Genomic DNA, 18,134 nt, shown 5'->3' on the forward strand with positions numbered 1-18,134 from the left:
TCGGGAACCTCAGTTGATCGAGAAGCCGGGCGCGGGCGCCGCGGCCTTGCGGTTCGATGGCTTGACCGCCTTGCGATCGGCGGGTGCCTCCACCGGGGCGACCGGTTCGGGGACGACCGGGGCGGGCGCGACCGCGCCGACCGCTGGCGCCGCCGCGGGCGCGGGCGCCTGCATCACCGGCTTCGGACGGTCGGCGGCGCGGTCGCCGCCCTCCAGCGAGCCGACGAACACGCGCTCGAGGTCGCTGGGCGCGCGATAGCTGTCGGTCGGCAGCTTGATGTCGTTGCCGTTGACCGGCTTCACCAGGTACGGCGTGATCACGATCACCAGCTCGGTCTCGTTGCGCTGGAAGCCGTTCGACTTGAACAGCGCGCCGATCACCGGCAGGTCCGCGACGCCCGGTGTCTTGTCGTACGTGTTGTTGTGCGTGTTCTGCATCAGCCCCGCGATCATGAAGCTCTGGCCCGAGCCGAGCTCCACCGTGGTCTCGGCGCGCCGCGTGGTAAGCGCTGGGACGCGCCCGCTGCCCACCGTGACGGCGTTGGCATAGTCGAGCTGGGACACCTCGGGGCGGACGCGCAGCGAGATGCGCCCGTCCGACATGACCGTCGGCGTATAGGCGAGGCTGACGCCGAACTGCTTGTACTCGATCGTGGTGGTGCCGAGCGCCTGGCTCACCGGGATCGGGATCTCGCCGCCCGCCAGGAAGGTGCCGGTCTCGCCCGAGAGCGCGGTGAGGTTCGGGTTGGCGAGCGTCGTCACCTGGCCCATCGTCTCGCCGAGATCGATCGCGGACAGTACGTCCATGCCCAGCAGCCGGCCGGCGAGGCTGAGCGTCGTGCGCGTGCCGCTGGTATCTTTGGCGAACGAGTATTGCGTGCCGGGACGCGTGACGAACTGGCGCGTCGCCGGATCGAACGGCAGCGAGATCGAGCCCGCGGGCAGGCCGTACAGCGAAGAGGCGTCGAGCGACGGCAGCTTGGAGACGTCGACGTCGCCGATCGTGCCGGGGCTGCGACCCGAGCCGACCCCGAACAGGAAGCCGCCGCTGTGGTCGCGGTTGGTGATGTTGTTGCCGAAGTTTTTCAGGAACGAGCGGCTCACCTCGGCGAACTTGACCTGAAGGTTGACCTGCAGCGGCGTCGCGGTGCGCAGCCGGTTGACCACGCCGATCTTCAGCACCGCATTGTCGGCGCTGGTGTCGACGCCGGGGTTGAGCAGGCCCAGCACCAGTCGCTGCGCCTGCTCGGCGTCGGCGGGCGAGTCGACGGTGCCGTTGAGCACGGCGATCTGGCCGACCTGGGTGATATGGATGTCCGCCCCCGGCATCGCCGCCTTCATCATGCGATCGATCGACGTCGAGTTCTGCGCGACATGGACGCTGGCGGAGAACACCACGGCGCCGCTGCGATCGGTGGCGAACACCGTCGACTCGCCGAACGCCTTGCCGAACAGGTGGATCTGGCGCGGGTTGGCGACATAGACGTCGGCCGTCTCCGGGTTGGAGGTCCACACCTCGCTGACCGTCGCCGGCAAGGTGATCAGCTCGCCCTCGCCGACCGAGAACCACTTCTCGACGGAAGGCTTGGTGATGCCGACCGGGGGCAGGCCGGCGCGCGCCGGGCGGCCGGTCGCGGCCACGCTGGCGGAGACGTTGCGGCGGGTCGCGGGAGCGGCGCTCGCCGGGGGCAGCGCGACGCCGGCCACGGCGGCCAGCGCGACACTGCGCGCGAGGAGGGAGTGGAGGCGCATCTCAGTTCTTCCCTGCGACGGAGACTTCGGTGACGTTGTTGCCGCGCGCGATCCGCACCATCGGGGTGGCCGGCGTCGGCGCGGCGCCGGCGGCGATCGGGGCGCCGGGTACGACCGGCCCCGCCGGCGCGGCCGACTTGGCGGGCACGGTGCGGCGTTGGAAGCGCGACACGTCGGCGCCGACCGCATAGGTGCTGTCGCCCGCCTGCGGCGTGTTGGCGAGGCGGCTCAGCATCGCCTCCTCGGCCTTGGGGTCCTTGGCGTCGCCGGGGCTGATCGCGCCCGAGGCGATCGCCTGGTCCAGCTCGGAGGCATTGTCCGCGATCGAGCGCAGCGACAGCGACAGCGTGCCGATCGTCTGTGCCACCGCGATCTGCTCGGCGATCTTGGGCGTCGCCTCGACCGTCACGTTCGAGAAGGTCTGGACGACCGTGTTGCCGTTCGCGTCCTTCTGGTCGCCGGTGCGCTGGTCGGTGGCGAGCACGCGCAGGTTGCGGATCACCGTCTCGCTCGCCTTGAGCGGGGGACCGTCGCCGCCGCCGTCGACCGACTGGGTGAGGATCAGGTCGATATGGTCGCCCGGGAAGACGAAGCCCGCGACCGAGGTCTGCGCCGAGACCGGCACGGTGACCGCGCGCATGCCGGCGCCGAGCGCGGCGGCGAGGAAGCCGCGGTCGCCGGGCTTGACCAGCTGGCCCTGCGTCACCGGTTGGCCGGCGGTGACCGGCAGCCGCACCACGGTGCCGATCAGCTTGGCCAGATCGGTCTGGTCCTTCTGGTAATAGGCGTTCTCGACCAGCTCCTTGGGCCAGGGCTGGAACTTCAGCGCGGTGGCGTCGAGGATGGTGCCCACGGGCAGGGCGCGCGTCGCGACGAGCACCTCGGGGCCGTCGACCACGGGCGCGGCCGGTGCGGCCACCGCGGCCGCCTCGGGCGCGGCGGCGCCGGCGACCAGCGTCCGAGCGGCGACCGCGGTCACCACCGCGACCACCAGCGCGCCGACCAGCATGATGAGCTTGCGACTGTCCATCGGGGAGAGCATCCTCTGAGCGCGCCACTCGGCGCCAACGTCACGTAAGTTATGGGCGGAATTGGTTAAGAAGCGGTTCGGCTAACGTGATCAGCCCGGCCACCGCAATCGCGACCCCGTACGGCACCTCGACCGCGGCCTCGCTCGGCTTCCAGCGGCGCTCGATCACGAAGAGGAGCGTGAGCACGCCGCCCAGCACCGACATGACCAGCAGCGTGTCGAGCAGGCGCATCGGCGGGAGCCACAGCGCCAGCGCGCCGATCAGCTTGACGTCGCCGCCGCCCATCTGCCCGATCGCGAAGGCGCCGATGAAGAGCGCGAAGACGGCGAGTGCGACGCCGAGCTGCAGCGCCATCTCGGGCCAGGGCGACAGCCCGATCGCGCACCACCAGACGGGTGCCAGCAGCGCGATCGCCGCGTTCTTCCAATTGGCGATCTCGCGCGAGCGCGCGTCCTCCACGCCGGCCGAGAGCAGCAGTGCCCCCATGATCGCGGGAAGCAGCCAGGCGAGGAGAGATTGACCCATGTCGGCGGTGCTAGACGACAGGGTTTGAGAAACCGTAACCATGATCGGGATGATGTTGGACCCCGTGAACCGCCGCCTGATCCCCGCCCAGGCGCGAGTCGCCACCGCGCGCGCCGCGGACGGCTGGCCGCTGCGCCGCTTCGAGTGGGCCGGCCGGGGGCGTGGCACGATCCTGTTCCAGTCCGGGCGCGCCGACGTGTTCGAGAAATATCTGGAGTCGTTCGCGCATTGGCACGCACAAGGGTGGAGCGTCGCGGCGTTCGACTGGCGCGGGCAGGGCGGCTCGGGCCGGCTGTGCGCCGACGCGCAGGTCGGGCATTGCGACGATTTCTCACCCTGGCTGAGCGACCTCGCCGATCAGTGGCGCGACTGGGTCGCGGCGATGCCCGGTCCGAAGGTGATCGTCGGCCACTCGATGGGCGGTTACCTCGCGTTGCGAGCGCTGCTCGACGGCGCGCTCCGGCCGAGCGCGGCGGTGCTGGCGGCGCCGATGCTCGGGCTGGCATCGCCGGTCGGCGCGTGGCTCGGCGGGCGAGTCGCGCATCTGATGCGGCGGCGCGGCGATCCCGCTCGGGCGGCGTGGAAGAGCGAGCGCCCCGGCGTCGCCGAGCGCCAGCGGCTGCTCACCGGTGACGCGGCGCGCTACGCCGATGAGGCCTGGTGGTATGAGCACGACCCGACGCTGCGGCTGGGGCCGCCGAGCTGGGCGTGGCTCGACGAGGCCTTCGCCGCGACCGCGCGGCTGCGACGCGACCCCGCCCTGGCACGGCTCAATGTGCCGGTGTTGCTGCTGGTGGCGGACGGCGACCGCCTGGTCGACTCGCGCGCGGCGCGGCGCGTGGCGGCGCGGCTCCGGCGTGCCACGCTGGTGCGGTTCGGCGACGGCGCGGCGCACGAGCTGCTGCGCGAACGCGACGCGGTGCGCGACCGCGCGCTCGCCGCGATCGACTCGTTCCTCGCCGAGCATGCCGCGTGAGCGCGGATATTCTCGCCGCGGACATCGCCATCGTCGGCGCGGGGATCGCGGGGGCGAGCCTCGCCGCGGCGATCGGCGGGCGCGCGCGGGTCCTGCTGCTCGAGGGCGAGGACCAGCCCGGCTATCACGCCACCGGCCGCTCCGCCGCTTTCTGGTCGGAGACCTACGGCGGCCCGGCGATCCAGCCGCTCACCACCGGGTCGGGGGCATGGTTGCGGGCGGGCGGGTACCTCGACCCGCTCGGCGCGATCCATGTCGGGCGCGCGGAGGACGCGCGCGCGATCGACGCGCTGCTCGCCGAGTTCGCGGGCAGCAGCGTCGAGCTCACCGCGGTCGACCCCCGTCCGGTGGTGCCGGGACTGCGCGACGATTGGTCGCTCGGCGTGCGCGAGCCGAGCTGCGCCTATATCGACGTGGCGCGCCTCCACGGCGACTATCTCGGCGCGGCGCGGCGCGCGGGTACGACGCTGCTGACAGCGGCGCGGCTCGCCGCGGCCGAGCGGGCCGGCGGCGGCTGGCGGCTGATGCTGGCCGACGGACGCGAGATCCGGGCGGAGGTGCTGGTCGATGCCGCCGGCGCATGGGCCGATCCGGTGGCGGAACTCGCGGGCGCGTGCCCGCTCGGCATCCGACCGTACCGCCGCACCGTCGCGCAGCTCGCCACCGATCCGCCGGTGCCGGCCGCGACGCCCTTCGTGATCCACGCCGGCGGCGGCTTCTACTTCAAGCCCGAGGCAGGAGGCCGACTGTGGTTGAGCCCGCACGACGAGCATCCCGTCGTCCCGCACGACGTCGCCGCGGAGGAGCTCGACGTGGCGGTGGCGATCGACCGGTTCGAGGGGGCGGTCGACTGGCGCGTGCGCCGCGTCGAGCGCAGCTGGGCCGGGCTTCGCTCGTTCGCGCCCGACCGGCTGCCGGTATACGGCTTCGCCGAACCGGGCTTCTTCTGGTTCGCGGGGCAGGGCGGCTTCGGCATCCAGACCGCGCCCGCGGCGGCGGCGGTCGGCGCCGCGCTGCTGCTCGGTGAGACGCCGCCGTCGGCGATCGACGCGGCGCGCTACGCGCCGGAGCGGTTCGCGCGATGAGCGGCGCGATCACGATCAGCTGCGCCTGCGCCGGGCGTGATCAGGCGCGGATCATCGCCAACGCGCTGGTCGATCGCCGACTCGCCGCGTGCGTCCAGCTCAGCGCCGTGGAGAGCGTCTACCGCTGGGAGGGCGAGACCCAGCGCGGCGACGAAGTGCTGCTCACCGCCAAGACGCTGGCGCGCCGCTTCGACGCGGTCGCGTCGTGCATCCGCGCGCTGCACAGCTACGCCGTGCCCGAGATCCTGGCGCAGCCGATCGTCGCGGCGGGGCTGGATTATCTCGCTTGGCTGGAGGAGGAAGTGGGGTGAGGCCGCCGAACCACCGACATGTGCGTCATCCTGGAAACGAGTTCAGGATGACGCTGGTGGGAGTGGGTGTGACCCGCGAACCTCACCCCGCCGGGCAGGTGTCGCCCGCGCCCGCGTCGAGGTCGAGGCAGCGGCCGTCGAGGCCGCTCACCTTCAGCCCGATCGTCGCCGCCAGCGTCGGCGCGATGTCGACCGTCTCCACCGACAGCGGCTGCTCGAACCCGGCGAGCCCCTTGCGCCAGAACAGGATCGGCACGCGGCGGTCATAGTCCCACGGGCTGCCGTGGGTCTCGACATAGCCCGGCCCCGGCGCCTTGATCGTGGTGACGCGCGGGCGCAGCAGCACGGTCAGGTCGCCCGACCTCTCCGGATCGAACGAGGCGCGCGCGCGCTCGATCAGCGTCCAGGTCTCGGGCGGCGTGGTTGCCATGCGGGTGGCGGCGAGTTCGTCGCGCGTGAAGGCGGCGGCGACCTGCGGCTGCGCGAGGAAGCGCTTCTTCGCCTCCGCCAGCACCTGGGCGCGCTTCGCCGCGGGCACCGAGTCGGCGAGATAGACGTCGCCCTCCGGCCCGAGCAGCACCGGACCGGCGATGCCGAGATCGCGCCCGATCGCGGCGCCGATCGTCGTCGCCGACGCCTCGGGCGCGACATGCTGCTCCATCGGCATCGCCCGCTGCTGCTGACGCTCGGTCATGTCGTGCGCGCCGTGATCGGCGGTGAGCACCACCTCATAGTCGACGCCGGTGCGATCGAGCTCGGCGAGGAAGCCGCCGATCGATTCGTCGAGCTGCGCCATCTGGATGCACATCTCCGACCCCTGCGTGCCGAGCGAGTGGCCGACATAGTCGGTCGCCGAGGCGCCGACCGCGATCAGGTCGGTGGCGGGGCCGCGGCCGAGCTTCATGTCCTCGATCATCGCCGCGGCGAGCGCGAACACCGCGCCGTCGAGCGCGGGCGAGGCGCGGAACGCCTTGGCATCCCCCGCGGCGCGCTCGAACCGCCCGGTGCCGAGCGTCTGGCCGCCGACCGCGATCGGGCGCGACAGCGTCTTGCAGTAACCGGGCAGCGGCAGCGCCTCCTGCGGTTCGGCGAGCAGCGCGCCCACCGCGGCGTTGGCGCGGGTCACCACCGCCGGCTCCTGCCGCCCCGCCAGCGAGATGAACTTTTGCTCGCCCCAGAACCAGATCTGGTCGGTGGTGTGGCCGCCCATCATGATCGCGGCGCGGTCCTTGCCCGCCACCGCGACGACGCGCGACCGCGGGTCGGCACGCTTCATCATGTCGCCGAGCGTCGGTACCTTCAGGTGGAGATCCGAGGGCGTGTAATGCTCGTGGTCACCGCCGGCGCGCTCGTCCTCGGCGCAATAGACCGTCTTGTCGGCGCGGCCGACCTTCTGGTCGAGCCAGTTGTTGGCGACGATGCCGGTATGGGCCGGCCGCATGCCGGTCAGGATGGTCGAATGGCCCGGGCAGGTCTCGGTCGCGGCGTGGCTCTGATAGCCCGAGGGGAATACCGCGCCGGTCAGCAGCCGCGCCATGCCGTCGGTGAAATGGTTGCGATATTGCGCGAACAGGTCGGCGGAGAACTGATCGACCGAGATCGCCACGATCAGCTTGGGCGGCGTGCGCGGCGCCGCTGCGGCGGCCGGCGCCGCGGGGGCGGCGGTCTGCGCGGTCGCGGGAACCGCGGCGGCGGTGGCGAGCAGGGCGAGGAGGAGCGATTTCATGGCCAACCTTGATGCATGCGGGAGCGACCGCGGCTATGGTCCGCGTCCGATGGTCAGGCAAGCTGTGCGCGCGGCGCTTTTCATCCTCGTGACACTGCTGGTCGCGAGCGGTGCGCTCGCGCAGCCCGCGCGCCACGTCGCGCTGACGCTGGTGGCGGAGAGCGACCGGCCCGCCGCCGGCAGCGAGGTGGCGCTGGCGTTCCGCGCCGTGCCGCAGCCGGGGTGGCACGGCTATTGGCGCAACCCCGGCGACGCGGGCGTGCCGACCCGCGTGACCTGGACGCTGCCCGCCGGCGCGCGCGCGGGCGAGCTCGACTATCCGGTGCCGTCGCGGCTGCTGATCGCGGGGCTGATGAACTATGTCTACGAGAAGCCCTGGGCGCTGCTGACGACCCTCCGCCTGCCCGCGGGGCTGGCGCCGGGCACGCGGCTGCCGCTCGCCGCCAAGCTCGACTACCTCGTCTGCACCGCGGAGATCTGCGTCCCCGAGACGCAGACGCTCACGCTCGACCTGACGGTGGGCGAGGGGGCGATCGATCCCGCGCGCCGGGCCGTGTTCGACGGCTGGCGGCGCGCGCTGCCGCGTCCGCTCTCGACCCCCGCGACGTGGCAGCACGCCGGTGACCGGTTCAGGCTGGCGGTGCCCATCCCGGCGGACGCGCCTGCCAGCGGCGCGTGGTTCTACCCGGCGAATGGCGGGGCGATCGACTATGCCGCGCCGCAGACGGTCACGCGCGACGGTGACACGCTGACGGTGGAGGCCAAGGCCGCGGCCCAGCCGGCGACGGGGGAGATCACGGGCGTGCTCGCCACCGGCGAGGGCGGCGGGCTGGCGCTCACCGCTCGGCCCGGCACGGTCGCGGGGCCGCGAGGCGGCGACGGCATGCTCGCGACCGCGCTCGTCGCCTTCGCCGGCGCGGTGCTGGGCGGGCTGCTGCTCAACGTAATGCCCTGCGTCTTCCCGATCCTCAGCCTCAAGGCGCTCGGCCTCGCCCGCTCGGGCGAGAGCGCGGCGCACGCGCGGCGCGAGGCCTTGGCCTATACCGCGGGCGTGCTGCTGGTGTGCGTCGGGCTCGGCGCGGGGCTGCTGGCGCTGCGCGCGGCGGGATCGAGCGCGGGCTGGGCCTTTCAGTTGCAGGACCCGCGCGTGATCGGCGCGCTGCTGCTGCTCGTCACCGCGATCGCGCTCAACCTCGCCGGGCTCTTCGAGCTGCCGACGCCGCGGTTCGCCGCCAAGAGCGGCGCGGCGGGGGCGTTCGCGACCGGCGCGCTGGCGGCGTTCGTGGCGACGCCGTGCACCGGGCCGTTCATGGGGGCCGCGCTCGGCGCCGCGCTGGTGCTGCCCGCCGCGGCGGCGCTCGGGGTGTTCGCCGGGCTGGGGCTGGGGATCGCGCTGCCGTTCCTGCTGATCGGCTTCGTGCCCGCACTCCGCGCCCGGCTGCCGCGGCCCGGCGCGTGGATGACTCGGCTGCGCCGCGTCCTGTCGCTGCCGATGTGGCTGACCGCGCTCGCGCTCGCCTGGGTGCTGGGGCGCCAGGCCGGGGTGGACGGGATGACGCTCGGCCTCGCCGCGACCCTGCTCGCCGCGGTCGGCCTGTGGTGGACCGGGCTGCGCCAGCACGCCGGGCGCGGCGCGGCCTGGTGGCCCGCCGGCGTCGCGCTGCTCCTCGCGCTGGGCGGCGTCGCGCTGGTGCGACCGGCGGCGAGCGGCGCCAGCGCGGTGGCGGGGCTGCCCGGCGCCGAGCCGTTCAGCGAGGCGCGACTCGCCGCGCTGCGGGCGGAGGGCAGGCCGGTCTTCGCCTATTTCACGGCCGACTGGTGCCTCACCTGCAAGGTCAACGAGAAGGCCGCGATCGAGACTGCCACCACCGCGACCGCGTTCGAGCGGGGCAAGGTGGCGGTGCTGGTCGGCGACTGGACCGACGGCGACCCGGTGCTCGGCCGCTTTATCGAGGCGCACAACCGCGCCGGCGTGCCGCTCTATCTCTGGTACAAGCCCGGCGCCGCTGCGCCGCGCGTGCTGCCCCAGGTGCTCACCAGCGGGATGCTCGCCGCGCTGCCCGTCGAGCGCTGAGCCGGATCGGAGGCGATATGCCGCTTGTGCAGCGCAACCAACTTCGCCAGCATGGGTCGAAAGCTCGGCTCGTGAGTTGACGGGGGTAGATGGGGAAGACGGCGTTCGACGAGATCATGGGGGCGGCCGATCGTGACGGTGCCCGCCCCGAGCTGGCGGACCTGTGTCGCTGGCTCGACGAGACGCCGTCCGACGAGCTGCGTCGCCGCCAGCGCTCCGCCGAGGTCACCTTCCGCCAGCTCGGCATCACCTTCGCGGTCTACGGCGAGAGCGAGGCGAGCGAGCGCATCATCCCGTTCGACATCGTGCCGCGCGTCTTCCTTGCCGACGAGTGGGCGCGCCTGTCCGAGGGGCTGGTGCAGCGAGTCGAGGCGATCAACGCCTTCCTGGTCGACATCTACGGCGAGCGCCGCATCCTCAAGGAGGGCGTGCTTCCCGCCGACCTGATCCTCGGCAACCCGCAGTTCCGCCCCGAGATCGCCGGCATCCGCCCGCCGCATGACGTCTGGGCGCATATCTGCGGCATCGACCTGGTGCGCACCGGGCCGGATCAATTCTACGTGCTCGAGGACAATGCGCGGACGCCCTCGGGGGTGAGCTACATGCTCGAGAACCGCGAGGCGATGGTGCGGCTGTGCCCCGAGCTCTTCGCCAAGTTCCGCGTGGCGGCGGTCGACAGCTACCCCGACATGCTGCTCGAGACGATGAAGTCGGTGGCACCGCGCGGTAGCGGGCAGCATCCGAACTGCGTGCTGCTGACCCCCGGCCACTATAATTCGGCCTATTACGAGCACAGCTTCCTCGCCGACTCGATGGGAATCGAGCTGGTCGAGGCGGCCGACCTCGTCGTCGACGACGATCTCGTCTACATGCGCACCATCGCCGGGCGCGTGAAGGTCGACGTCATCTATCGCCGAGTCGACGATGACTTCCTCGATCCGCTGGTGTTCCGTCCCGAGTCGCTGCTCGGCGTGCCCGGCCTGATCGCCGCTTACGCCGCTGGTAACGTCGCGATCATCAACGCGCCCGGCAACGGCATCGCCGACGACAAGGCGATCTACAGCTACATGCCCGAGATCGTGCGCTTCTACTCGGGCGGAGAGGCCAAGCTGCCGATCGTAGAGACGTGGCGCTGCCGCGAGCCCGACGCGCTGCGCTACGTGCTCGACCATCTCGACGAGCTGGTGGTCAAGCTGGTCGATGGCTCGGGCGGCTATGGCATGCTGGTCGGGCCGACCGCCTCCAGCGCCGAGATCGAGCGTTTCCGCGCCGCGCTGGTGGCCGAGCCGCATCGCTATATCGCACAGCCGACGCTGGCGCTCTCCACCGTGCCGACGCTGGTGGAGCAGGGCGTGGCGCCGCGCCACGTCGACTTTCGCCCGTTCGTGCTGAGCGGCGCGCGCGGGGTGCAGGTGGTGCCGGGCGGGCTCACCCGTGTCGCGCTGCGCGAGGGCTCCCTGGTGGTCAATTCGTCGCAGGGTGGCGGCACCAAGGACAGTTTCGTGCTGATGCCCGGCGCGCCGACGATGTCCCAGTCGCCCGGCACCCAGACGATGGGCGGCATGACCCAGACGCTCGGCGGGCAGGGCTGATGCTCAGCCGCACCGCCGCCTCGCTCTACTGGCTCGGCCGCTACGTCGAGCGGGCCGACTTCATCGCGCGGCTGGTCGAGGCGACGCTGCGGCTCGACGTGCTCTCCACCCGCCCCGCGGGCGAGGACGCGTGGCGTTCGGCGCTGGCGGTGACCGAGACCGAGCGCGCCTTCGCCGCGGTCGGCGGCGAGCTGACCCGCGAGGAGGTGGCGCGCTTCCTGCTCGCCGACGGCGGCCACCCCGGATCGATCATACGCTGCGTCGGCATGGCGCGGGACAATGCGCGCGCGGTGCGCACCGCGCTCAGCCGCGAGGCGTGGCAGGCGATCAACGGCGCCTGGCTGCTGTTCGATCAGCGCGTCGCGCGACTCGATCCCGCGACGACACTGGCGCTGGTCGACTCGGTGAAGGCGGAGACACGCGGCTTCGAGGGCGCGGTCCACCGCATGCTGCGCAACCAGACGACCTTGTTCATCCGGCTCGGCCAGGCGGTGGAGCGGACCGACAACACCGCGCGCCTGCTCGACGTGAAATACCACCTGCTGCTGCCCGCCGGCGAGCCGGTGGGCGGCACGGTCGATCGCGATCAATGGACCACGATCCTCCAGACGGTGTCGGCGGTGACCGCTTATCGCTGGCTCTACAGCGACGGGCTGGCGCCCGCCAACGTGATCGATCTCCTGCTCAGCCGCGGCGAGCTGCCGCGCAGCGTCGCCGCCGCGACCGAGGAGACGGTCACGGCGCTCACCGGCCTGTCGCGGTCCAGTGGGACGCAGGGTGAGGCCGACCGGACCGCGCGCACGCGCCAGGCGCGGATCGCGCGCACCCGCACCAGCGATGTGATCACCGCCGGCCTCCACGAGCACCTCCAGGCGATCATCGTGGAGAATGCGCAGCTCCACGACGCGATCGGCCGGCAGTTCAAGTTCGCCTGATGCGCCTCTCGATCGAGCACCGCACGAGCTATCGCTTCACCGCCCCGCAATCGCGCATCGTCCAGCTGCTGCGCATGACCCCGCGCAACAGCCACGACCAGACCGTCGCCGAGTGGCACATCTCGATCGACTGCGACGCGCGGTTGCGCGAGCATCGCGACGGCTTCGGCAATCGCACCACGATGCTCTACGCCGAGGGGCCGCTCGACGGCATCGACATCGCGGTCGCGGGCGAGGTGGTGACGAGCACCTCGCGCGGCGTGCTGCACGGCACGTTCGAGCCGCTGCCGCCGGCGTTGTACCTGCGCACTACCCCGACCACTAGCGCCGATGCGGCGATCGAGGCGTTCGCGCGCGAGGCGGTAAGCGGCGCCGCGCCGATCCCGGCGCTGCACGCGCTCAACCGCGCGCTGCACGAGCGTTTCGCCGTCTCGTCCGAGCGCCCCGATCCGGGTCTCACCGCGGTCGACGCCTTCGCGCGCGACGGCGTCACCCCGCGCGACCTCGCGCAGCTGTTCGTCGCGGCAGCGCGCGCACTGGCGGTGCCGGCGCGCTACGTCACGGGCTATTGCGACCTGCAGGACGGCCGCCGCGCCACGCCGCACGGATGGGCCGAGGCCTGGGTCGACGACCTCGGCTGGGTGGGGTTCGACCCGACGCTCGGTGAGTCACCCGAGGAGCATCACGTCCGCGTCGCGGTGGCGCTCGACGCGACCGGCTCCTCGCCCGTGGCGGGCTCGCGGCTCGGCGAAGGGCGTGAGTGTCTGGAAGTCGAGGTCCAGGTCAGCGCGCAGGAATAGAGCGCCGCTCTACGCCAACGGCCAGCGCGCCACCGCCTCGTACCGCGCGCCACCAGCGGTGAGATGACTCTCATAGAGCAGGAGGTGCTCGAGCCTGAAGTCGGGCGTGGCGAGCGCGGCATGCGCCTCGGTCCAGCGCGCCACTGCGGCGGGATCGACGCCGCGGCGCGCCAGTCGCGCGAGCGTGACATGCGGTAGGTAGCGGCGCGGGTCCGGCGCCACCGCGGCCCGGGCCAGCGCCTGGTCGACCTTGCGGTGGAGCGCGGCGAGCGGCGCGGCGGGCACGACCCGTGCCCACAGAGTGTCGACTCGTCCGCGCTGGTCGAACGCGCCGACGCCTTCGACCCGCACCGTGGGCACCGGCGCGATCACGCCGGCGAGCGCAGCGGCGATGTCCTCGGCCTGGGTCCGCTCGACCTCGCCGACGAAACGCAGCGTGAGATGAAGCTGCTCGTCGTCCTGCCAGCGCACGCCGGCGACAGCGTCGCCCGAGGCGGCGAGCAGGATGGCGCGGATCGCCGGCGGGGGACGCAGAGCGACGAACAGACGGTGCATGAAATCTCTGTAACGAACGGTTGCTGTCGTCGGAACGGGGAGCCCGTTCCTTGAAAAGGAAACGGCGCGCGGCGATATTCGTCGCAACCGGCATGAGTGCCGGGCGAAGGAGTTTTGAGACAATGGCCAACTGGTCCGATCCCCGGCCCTCCGCCGCCGCGTTCGGCGGAACCGCTTCGGGCACCCGCGACGCGGCGTTCGACGCCGGGCTGCGGTCGTACATGCTGTCCGTCTACAATTACATGGCCTCGGGCGTGCTGCTCACCGGCATCGTCGCGCTGGCGTTCGCGCTGTCGGGCTATGCCCAGGCCGCGTTCCAGTCGCCGCTGCGCTGGGTGATCGCGCTGCTGCCGCTCGGCTTCGTCTTCGCGATGAGCTTCGGGCAGGGCAAGTTCACGACCTCGACGCTCAAGGCGATGTTCTGGGGCTTCGCGGTAGCGATGGGTCTGTCGCTCTCGTCGATCTTTTTCGTCTACTCGCCCGTCGCGATCGCGCAGGCGTTCGCGGCGACCGCGGCCGGCTTCGCCGCGCTCAGCCTCTACGGCTATACGACGAAGCGCGATCTCTCGGCGTTCGGCGCGTTCCTGATCATCGGTCTGGTCGGCCTGATCGTCGCAAGCCTGATCAACCTCTTCGTGAACTCGGGCCCGCTCGGCCTGGTGATCTCGATCGTCGGGGTGCTGCTGTTCGCGGGCCTCACCGCCTATGACACGCAGCGCACCAAGAGCCTGTACTTCCAGGTCGCCGGCTACGGCCCCGAGATGGTCGGCAAGGCGGTGGTGATGTCGGCGCTGAGCCTGTACCTCGACTTCATCAACATGTTCCTCTTCATCCTGCGGCTGTTCGGCGGCAATCGCGACTGAGCCGCATAGCCGATCCTCGATCGGCGGCGTTTCGGAGGGGCTCGGCGGGCGACCGCCGGGCCCCTTCTCTTGTGGGTTCGCGCTGGCGGGCCGGAGACCCGTCCCATGCGCCTCTCGATCCAGGTCCTTCTCGACTACGGCTTCCCCGAGCCCGCCGACGTGCTGCTTCAGATCGAGGCCGCGGCGCTGCCTGCGCAGCGGCTCGAGACGCAGGCGCTGGTGATCGAGTCGGATCATCCGATCCGCGCGGTGGCGGGCGAGGAGGGGGTCGGGCAGCGCTGCTGGGCGCGCGGCGAGCGTCGGCTGGTGGCGCGCTATGAGGCCGTGGTCGCGATCGAGCGCGCGGCGCTCGACCTCTCCGGCCTGCTCGCAACGCCGGTCACGTCCCTACCAGCGGTGACGATCCCGTACCTGCTGCCGAGCCGCTACTGCGAGTCGGACCGGTTCGAGCATCTCGTCCGTCGCCGCTTCGAGGGGCTGAGCGGCGGTGCGCTGGCGCTCGCGCTGGCCGACTTCGTGCGCGGTCACCTTCGCTATGACGGGGCCGAAACCGACTCCCGCACCACGGCGATGGAGACGTTCGCGTCGGGGCGAGGTGTCTGCCGCGACTATGCGCACCTGCTCGTCGCGCTGGCCCGCGCCGCGGAGATCCCGGCGCGCTGCGTCGCGGTCTACGCTCCCGGTGTGGACCCGCCGGACTTCCACGCGGTCGCCGAACTGTGGCTCGACGGCGGCTGGCACCTCGTCGATGCCACCGGCATGGCGCGCGCCGACGAGATGGCGGTGGTCACGGTCGGGCGCGATGCCACCGACATCGCCTTCATGACCGTGTTCGGCACCGCCAATCTGTGGACGCAGACCGTGCAGGTCGCGCGCCTGCCGGACTGATCGCGCAGGAACGCGCGCCCGTGACGCGGCGTTGGGCGTGTCAGACTGTTGCTCGCATCGCAGGAGAGAGACATGACCGACCAGAGCCCGATCGACGACCGCGCGCTCGACAGCCTCTCGGTGGCGCCGGAGGCCGGCAACGCGGGCGGTTCGAAGGACCCGCGCCAGGACGCCGGCCAGGACCGCTCGATCGAGAAGCGGCTGCAGAAGCATCCCGACAGCGCCGACGCGAAGGTCGACCAAGGATTGGACGAGTCGATGGATGCGTCCGACCCGGTCTCCGCAACCCAGCCGGGGCGCAACGACCCGGCGCCCTCCTCGGGCTATGACGAGGCCGAGGAAGCAGAGCGTCAGCGCGACGCCTGAGCGTAGCGGGCGCGCCGTCAGCGTCGCGCCGGAGTGCCTCACCCCCGTCATCCCAAGAACGACGGGGTCCGGGGGAGGGTGGTGGCAGTGGTGAGTTCGACTGCCGCACCGTATCGTACCGCGGCCGTCGTCAGGGTGACGGTACCCGAGGCGCTCCGTCGATCCACTGCCCGGCCGGCACATCACTTCACCACCCCCAGCGATCGAATGTTGCTTTAAAGTCGCGCCGACACCGCCTTTTTCACCATGATACAACCGCTGGTCGCATCCATGTTGCGGTGCGGCACGGATCGTGATGGATTAATGACAATCGGAAGGCACGCGCGTTAAGGGCTGCGTTAACCCTTTTCGCGCATGATCCTCCCGGTTGAAACGCTGGGGCGGGGTACGGATCGTGGGTGCCAGAAGGAAGCCGGCCGAGGGCGCGATGACATTGGCCGAGATGAAGGAGTTCGCCAGCTTCGCGGCGGCGACGCAGCGGTACGTGCGGCGCAGCCTCGACGTCGGGCTCGACCGCGACGACGCGATGACGCGCTGGTCGCGCGACGTGGTCGAGGCGGCGAGCATCCGCGCGCAGGCGCATCACTACCGCCGCCTGCCAGCGATCCGCGCGCTGGTGCCCGACGACAGCGGGCTCGAGGCCGCCGAGCAGCTGCTCGCACCGCTGATCACGCTCTCTGCCTTCGACCTGGGGCAGGGGCGGATCACCACCTTCTCGGCCTATCGTTTCCTCTACGAGCGGCTGGTCGGCGCGCAGGTGCGGCCTTGGCTGCCCTCGGCCTTCTGTGCCGCGGCGGCGATGCCGCACCTCCACCCGGAGCTGCGGCGCGCGCTGCTCCAGTCGATCAGCGAGGCGGCGGCGACCGCCTCGGGCTGGTCGTCGCGCCAGCCGGCTTTCTTCCCGGCCTGGGTCGAGAAGGTCGACGTGACCGCGCTACCCCACTGAGCCGCTGGCGCCGCGATCGCGTCGGGGGGCGCGGCCGCGGCGGCGGATGGAGCTGGCGCTGCTCGCCGATCATGCCGCGCGGATCACGCCGCCTGACGCGTTTCCGGCCGCGCGTGGAAGTAGAAGGACCGTCGTTCCCGCCCGCGCCTCGATCTCGTTCCTCGCGTGCGACGAGGACGTCACGCTACCGGCATGCGCGCCAGCCCGTCGCGCCACGTGCGGCCTGATCGAGGTGGAGGTGGTCGCGGTGCGCGGCGTTATAGTCCGGTGAGAGCACCGTCGCGAAGACCCGGCACGCACCGTCGCGCACGTCGCGCAGGAACGCCGCTCTGGCACCTTCGCCGTGCCAGTCGTGCAGGACGCTGATGCGCCTCCCGTCTTCGAGCCGAAAGCCGGCGACGTCGAGCGCGTTGGCGGTGGCATGTTCGCTCCAGCCGCCGCTGCTGCGACCGTACAGGCGACGGCAGGCGTAGCTGCCGAGATGGTCGATCCGGCTGACGCGCGCGCCGAAGTGACGCTGCGCCGCGGGCGCGACGACGTCCCATTCCCACATCGCCAGTGCCGCGGCGACGGGGCAGCTGACGGCGACGGTCGCGGGCGCGAGCGCGATCTGCCGGGCGCCGCCACGCTCGAGCCGCACCGCCGACTCGTAGCCGCACTGCGCCTGCGCGGGCCGCCGCGGCGGCATGGCGGCGTAGCGCACGCCCGCCTGGGTGAGCAGCGCACTGCACCGCACCGGCTGCTCGCCCAGCGCGACGAGCTTCCGCCCGGTGAACAGGCCGACCGGCTGGCCTAGCTCGAGCGGTGCCCAGGGCAGGTCCTGCGGCCGCCCGCGCAGGCCGCTCCATGCCACCAGCGCCGCCGCGGCGAGCAGCGCCAGCGCCGTCGCCGCCGTGAGCGCGCGCCGCGCGCCGCGTAACAGGCGCGCGCCGTTGCTCAGCCGCGTCGCACGCGATCCACCGGTTCGGCGGTGACGGGGTAGCCGAGATCGTCCGGGATGCAGAGGTGGTCGACTCCGTCGCGAGGCTCGATCCACGGCGTGATCCGCCGCAGCGGCGTGGCGCGCGCGTGCGCCACCGCCTCGTCATAGCTCGCGAACTGCGCCAGCCGTTCCAAGTTGCGCCGGGTCGGGAAGATCAGCGCGCGCTCGCCGCGCGCGGCGGCGGCGAGGATGTCGCGCGCGCTGGCCCAGTCGAGGCGCACGTTCTCGCTCGAGTCGACCCGCGCGGGCGGGGCGTCGGCGGGCAGGCGGGCGAGGTAGAAGAGCGTGTCGAACACGCGCGCGTGGCGCTCACCCGGCCGCCAGTGCGCGAACGGTACGAGGCGGCCGAGATCGAGCGCCACGTCGCCCAGCGCGTCGGCCAATGTCGCGCCCTCCTGAAGCGCGGCGCGGATCGCCTGGACGCGGGTCGGCTCAGCCACACCGAGCGCGACGCCGGTCTCCTCGATCGTCTCGCGGATCGCGGCGAGGCGCGCGGCGGCGTCGGCCGGCGCGGTCGATCCGAGCGTGCCGGCGAGCGCCACGTCGCCCGGGTCGATCCGCCCGCCGGGGAAGACGGTGGCACCGGGCGCGAAGGCGAGCCGGGATGAGCGCTCTACGATCAGCAGCTCGGACGGCGCATCGGCGCGGTCGCGGAACACGATCAGCGTCGCGGCGGGGATCGCCGGCGGCAGCGTCGCGTCAGGTTCGATATCGGTGGTCATGTCCG

At 72.2% G+C, this 18,134-nt stretch carries 18 protein-coding genes; 11 read left to right on the forward strand and 7 right to left on the reverse strand.

From position 1 onward, the window contains the following. Window positions 1-9 precede the first annotated feature (9 nt). The 3 genes from FHY05_RS03620 to FHY05_RS03630 are packed head-to-tail and all read right to left on the reverse strand — an operon-like array spanning window position 10 to window position 3,308. On the reverse strand, window positions 10-1,752 hold the full coding sequence (locus FHY05_RS03620; protein ID WP_183943058.1) for a type II and III secretion system protein family protein: 1,743 nt from the start codon (window positions 1,750-1,752) through the stop codon (window positions 10-12). Window position 1,753: 1 nt separating this feature from the next. After that, window positions 1,754-2,782: a Flp pilus assembly protein CpaB gene (gene cpaB / locus FHY05_RS03625; RefSeq protein ID WP_183943059.1), complete on the reverse strand. Its 1,029-nt coding sequence runs from the start codon at window positions 2,780-2,782 to the stop codon at window positions 1,754-1,756. A 49-nt stretch (window positions 2,783-2,831) separates the two neighbouring features. Continuing rightward, window positions 2,832-3,308: a prepilin peptidase gene (locus FHY05_RS03630; protein WP_183943060.1), complete on the reverse strand. Its 477-nt coding sequence runs from the start codon at window positions 3,306-3,308 to the stop codon at window positions 2,832-2,834. A gap of 64 nt (window positions 3,309-3,372) precedes the next feature. Here FHY05_RS03630 and FHY05_RS03635 point away from each other — a divergent pair, with 64 nt between their 5' ends. From FHY05_RS03635 to cutA, 3 genes are read left to right on the forward strand one after another with little or no spacing between them, the layout of a single operon-like run. After that, window positions 3,373-4,284, forward strand: a complete 912-nt coding sequence (locus FHY05_RS03635) for an alpha/beta hydrolase (protein WP_311732362.1) — start codon at window positions 3,373-3,375, stop codon at window positions 4,282-4,284. Then, the gene (locus FHY05_RS03640) at window positions 4,281-5,369 is read left to right on the forward strand and encodes an FAD-binding oxidoreductase (protein ID WP_311732363.1); all 1,089 of its coding nucleotides are present in this window, start codon (window positions 4,281-4,283) and stop codon (window positions 5,367-5,369) included. Before FHY05_RS03635 ends, FHY05_RS03640 begins: the two co-directional genes overlap by 4 nt. Beyond that, on the forward strand, window positions 5,366-5,680 hold the full coding sequence (gene cutA / locus FHY05_RS03645) for a divalent-cation tolerance protein CutA (RefSeq protein ID WP_183943062.1): 315 nt from the start codon (window positions 5,366-5,368) through the stop codon (window positions 5,678-5,680). The genes FHY05_RS03640 and cutA overlap by 4 nt, the downstream gene beginning before the upstream one ends. 82 nt (window positions 5,681-5,762) lie before the next feature. Here cutA and FHY05_RS03650 read toward each other — a convergent pair whose 3' ends face one another. Continuing rightward, entirely contained in the window at window positions 5,763-7,406 is a 1,644-nt protein-coding gene (locus FHY05_RS03650) for an alkaline phosphatase family protein (protein ID WP_183943063.1), read from the reverse strand. Window positions 7,407-7,455: 49 nt separating this feature from the next. On the opposite strand from FHY05_RS03650, the gene FHY05_RS03655 reads away from it, so the two are divergent. From FHY05_RS03655 to FHY05_RS03670, 4 genes are all read left to right on the forward strand, one after another. Next, complete coding sequence (locus tag FHY05_RS03655; RefSeq protein WP_183943064.1) at window positions 7,456-9,480, forward strand: protein-disulfide reductase DsbD; 2,025 nt, start codon at window positions 7,456-7,458, stop codon at window positions 9,478-9,480. An 89-nt stretch (window positions 9,481-9,569) separates the two neighbouring features. Continuing rightward, on the forward strand, window positions 9,570-11,072 hold the full coding sequence (locus FHY05_RS03660; protein WP_183943065.1) for a circularly permuted type 2 ATP-grasp protein: 1,503 nt from the start codon (window positions 9,570-9,572) through the stop codon (window positions 11,070-11,072). Next, window positions 11,072-12,007: an alpha-E domain-containing protein gene (locus tag FHY05_RS03665; RefSeq protein WP_183943066.1), complete on the forward strand. Its 936-nt coding sequence runs from the start codon at window positions 11,072-11,074 to the stop codon at window positions 12,005-12,007. Before FHY05_RS03660 ends, FHY05_RS03665 begins: the two co-directional genes overlap by 1 nt. Further along, window positions 12,007-12,807, forward strand: coding sequence for a transglutaminase family protein (locus FHY05_RS03670; protein ID WP_183943067.1), 801 nt, complete (start codon window positions 12,007-12,009; stop codon window positions 12,805-12,807). Before FHY05_RS03665 ends, FHY05_RS03670 begins: the two co-directional genes overlap by 1 nt. Before the next feature lie 9 nt (window positions 12,808-12,816). Here FHY05_RS03670 and thpR read toward each other — a convergent pair whose 3' ends face one another. Continuing rightward, the gene (gene thpR / locus FHY05_RS03675) at window positions 12,817-13,362 is read right to left on the reverse strand and encodes an RNA 2',3'-cyclic phosphodiesterase (RefSeq protein ID WP_183943068.1); all 546 of its coding nucleotides are present in this window, start codon (window positions 13,360-13,362) and stop codon (window positions 12,817-12,819) included. A 122-nt stretch (window positions 13,363-13,484) separates the two neighbouring features. Here thpR and FHY05_RS03680 point away from each other — a divergent pair, with 122 nt between their 5' ends. The 4 genes from FHY05_RS03680 (at window position 13,485) to FHY05_RS03695 (ending at window position 16,425) form a co-directional block, all read left to right on the forward strand. Then, complete coding sequence (locus FHY05_RS03680) at window positions 13,485-14,225, forward strand: Bax inhibitor-1/YccA family protein (RefSeq protein WP_183929298.1); 741 nt, start codon at window positions 13,485-13,487, stop codon at window positions 14,223-14,225. 105 nt (window positions 14,226-14,330) lie between these two features. Then, window positions 14,331-15,113 (forward strand): transglutaminase family protein, encoded by a 783-nt coding sequence (locus FHY05_RS03685; RefSeq protein ID WP_183943069.1) that lies wholly within the window; start codon window positions 14,331-14,333, stop codon window positions 15,111-15,113. Window positions 15,114-15,185: 72 nt separating this feature from the next. Further along, a complete protein-coding gene (locus FHY05_RS03690; RefSeq protein WP_183920974.1) occupies window positions 15,186-15,479 on the forward strand; it encodes a hypothetical protein in 294 nt (97 codons plus the stop codon). Window positions 15,480-15,906: 427 nt separating this feature from the next. Then, window positions 15,907-16,425 (forward strand): hypothetical protein, encoded by a 519-nt coding sequence (locus FHY05_RS03695; protein ID WP_183943070.1) that lies wholly within the window; start codon window positions 15,907-15,909, stop codon window positions 16,423-16,425. A gap of 184 nt (window positions 16,426-16,609) precedes the next feature. On the opposite strand, the gene FHY05_RS03700 is transcribed toward FHY05_RS03695, so the two are convergent. Together FHY05_RS03700 and FHY05_RS03705 are read right to left on the reverse strand one after the other, a co-directional pair. Next, a complete protein-coding gene (locus FHY05_RS03700; RefSeq protein ID WP_183943528.1) occupies window positions 16,610-17,305 on the reverse strand; it encodes an extensin family protein in 696 nt (231 codons plus the stop codon). Window positions 17,306-17,361: 56 nt separating this feature from the next. Further along, window positions 17,362-18,129 carry an NUDIX domain-containing protein gene (locus tag FHY05_RS03705; RefSeq protein ID WP_183943071.1) on the reverse strand — a complete coding sequence of 256 codons (768 nt, stop codon included), beginning with the start codon at window positions 18,127-18,129 and terminating at the stop codon, window positions 17,362-17,364. Window positions 18,130-18,134: the final 5 nt, after the last annotated feature.

It is taken from the genome of Sphingomonas sp. BK580 (assembly GCF_014194975.1).
Classification (GTDB): domain Bacteria; phylum Pseudomonadota; class Alphaproteobacteria; order Sphingomonadales; family Sphingomonadaceae; genus Sphingomonas.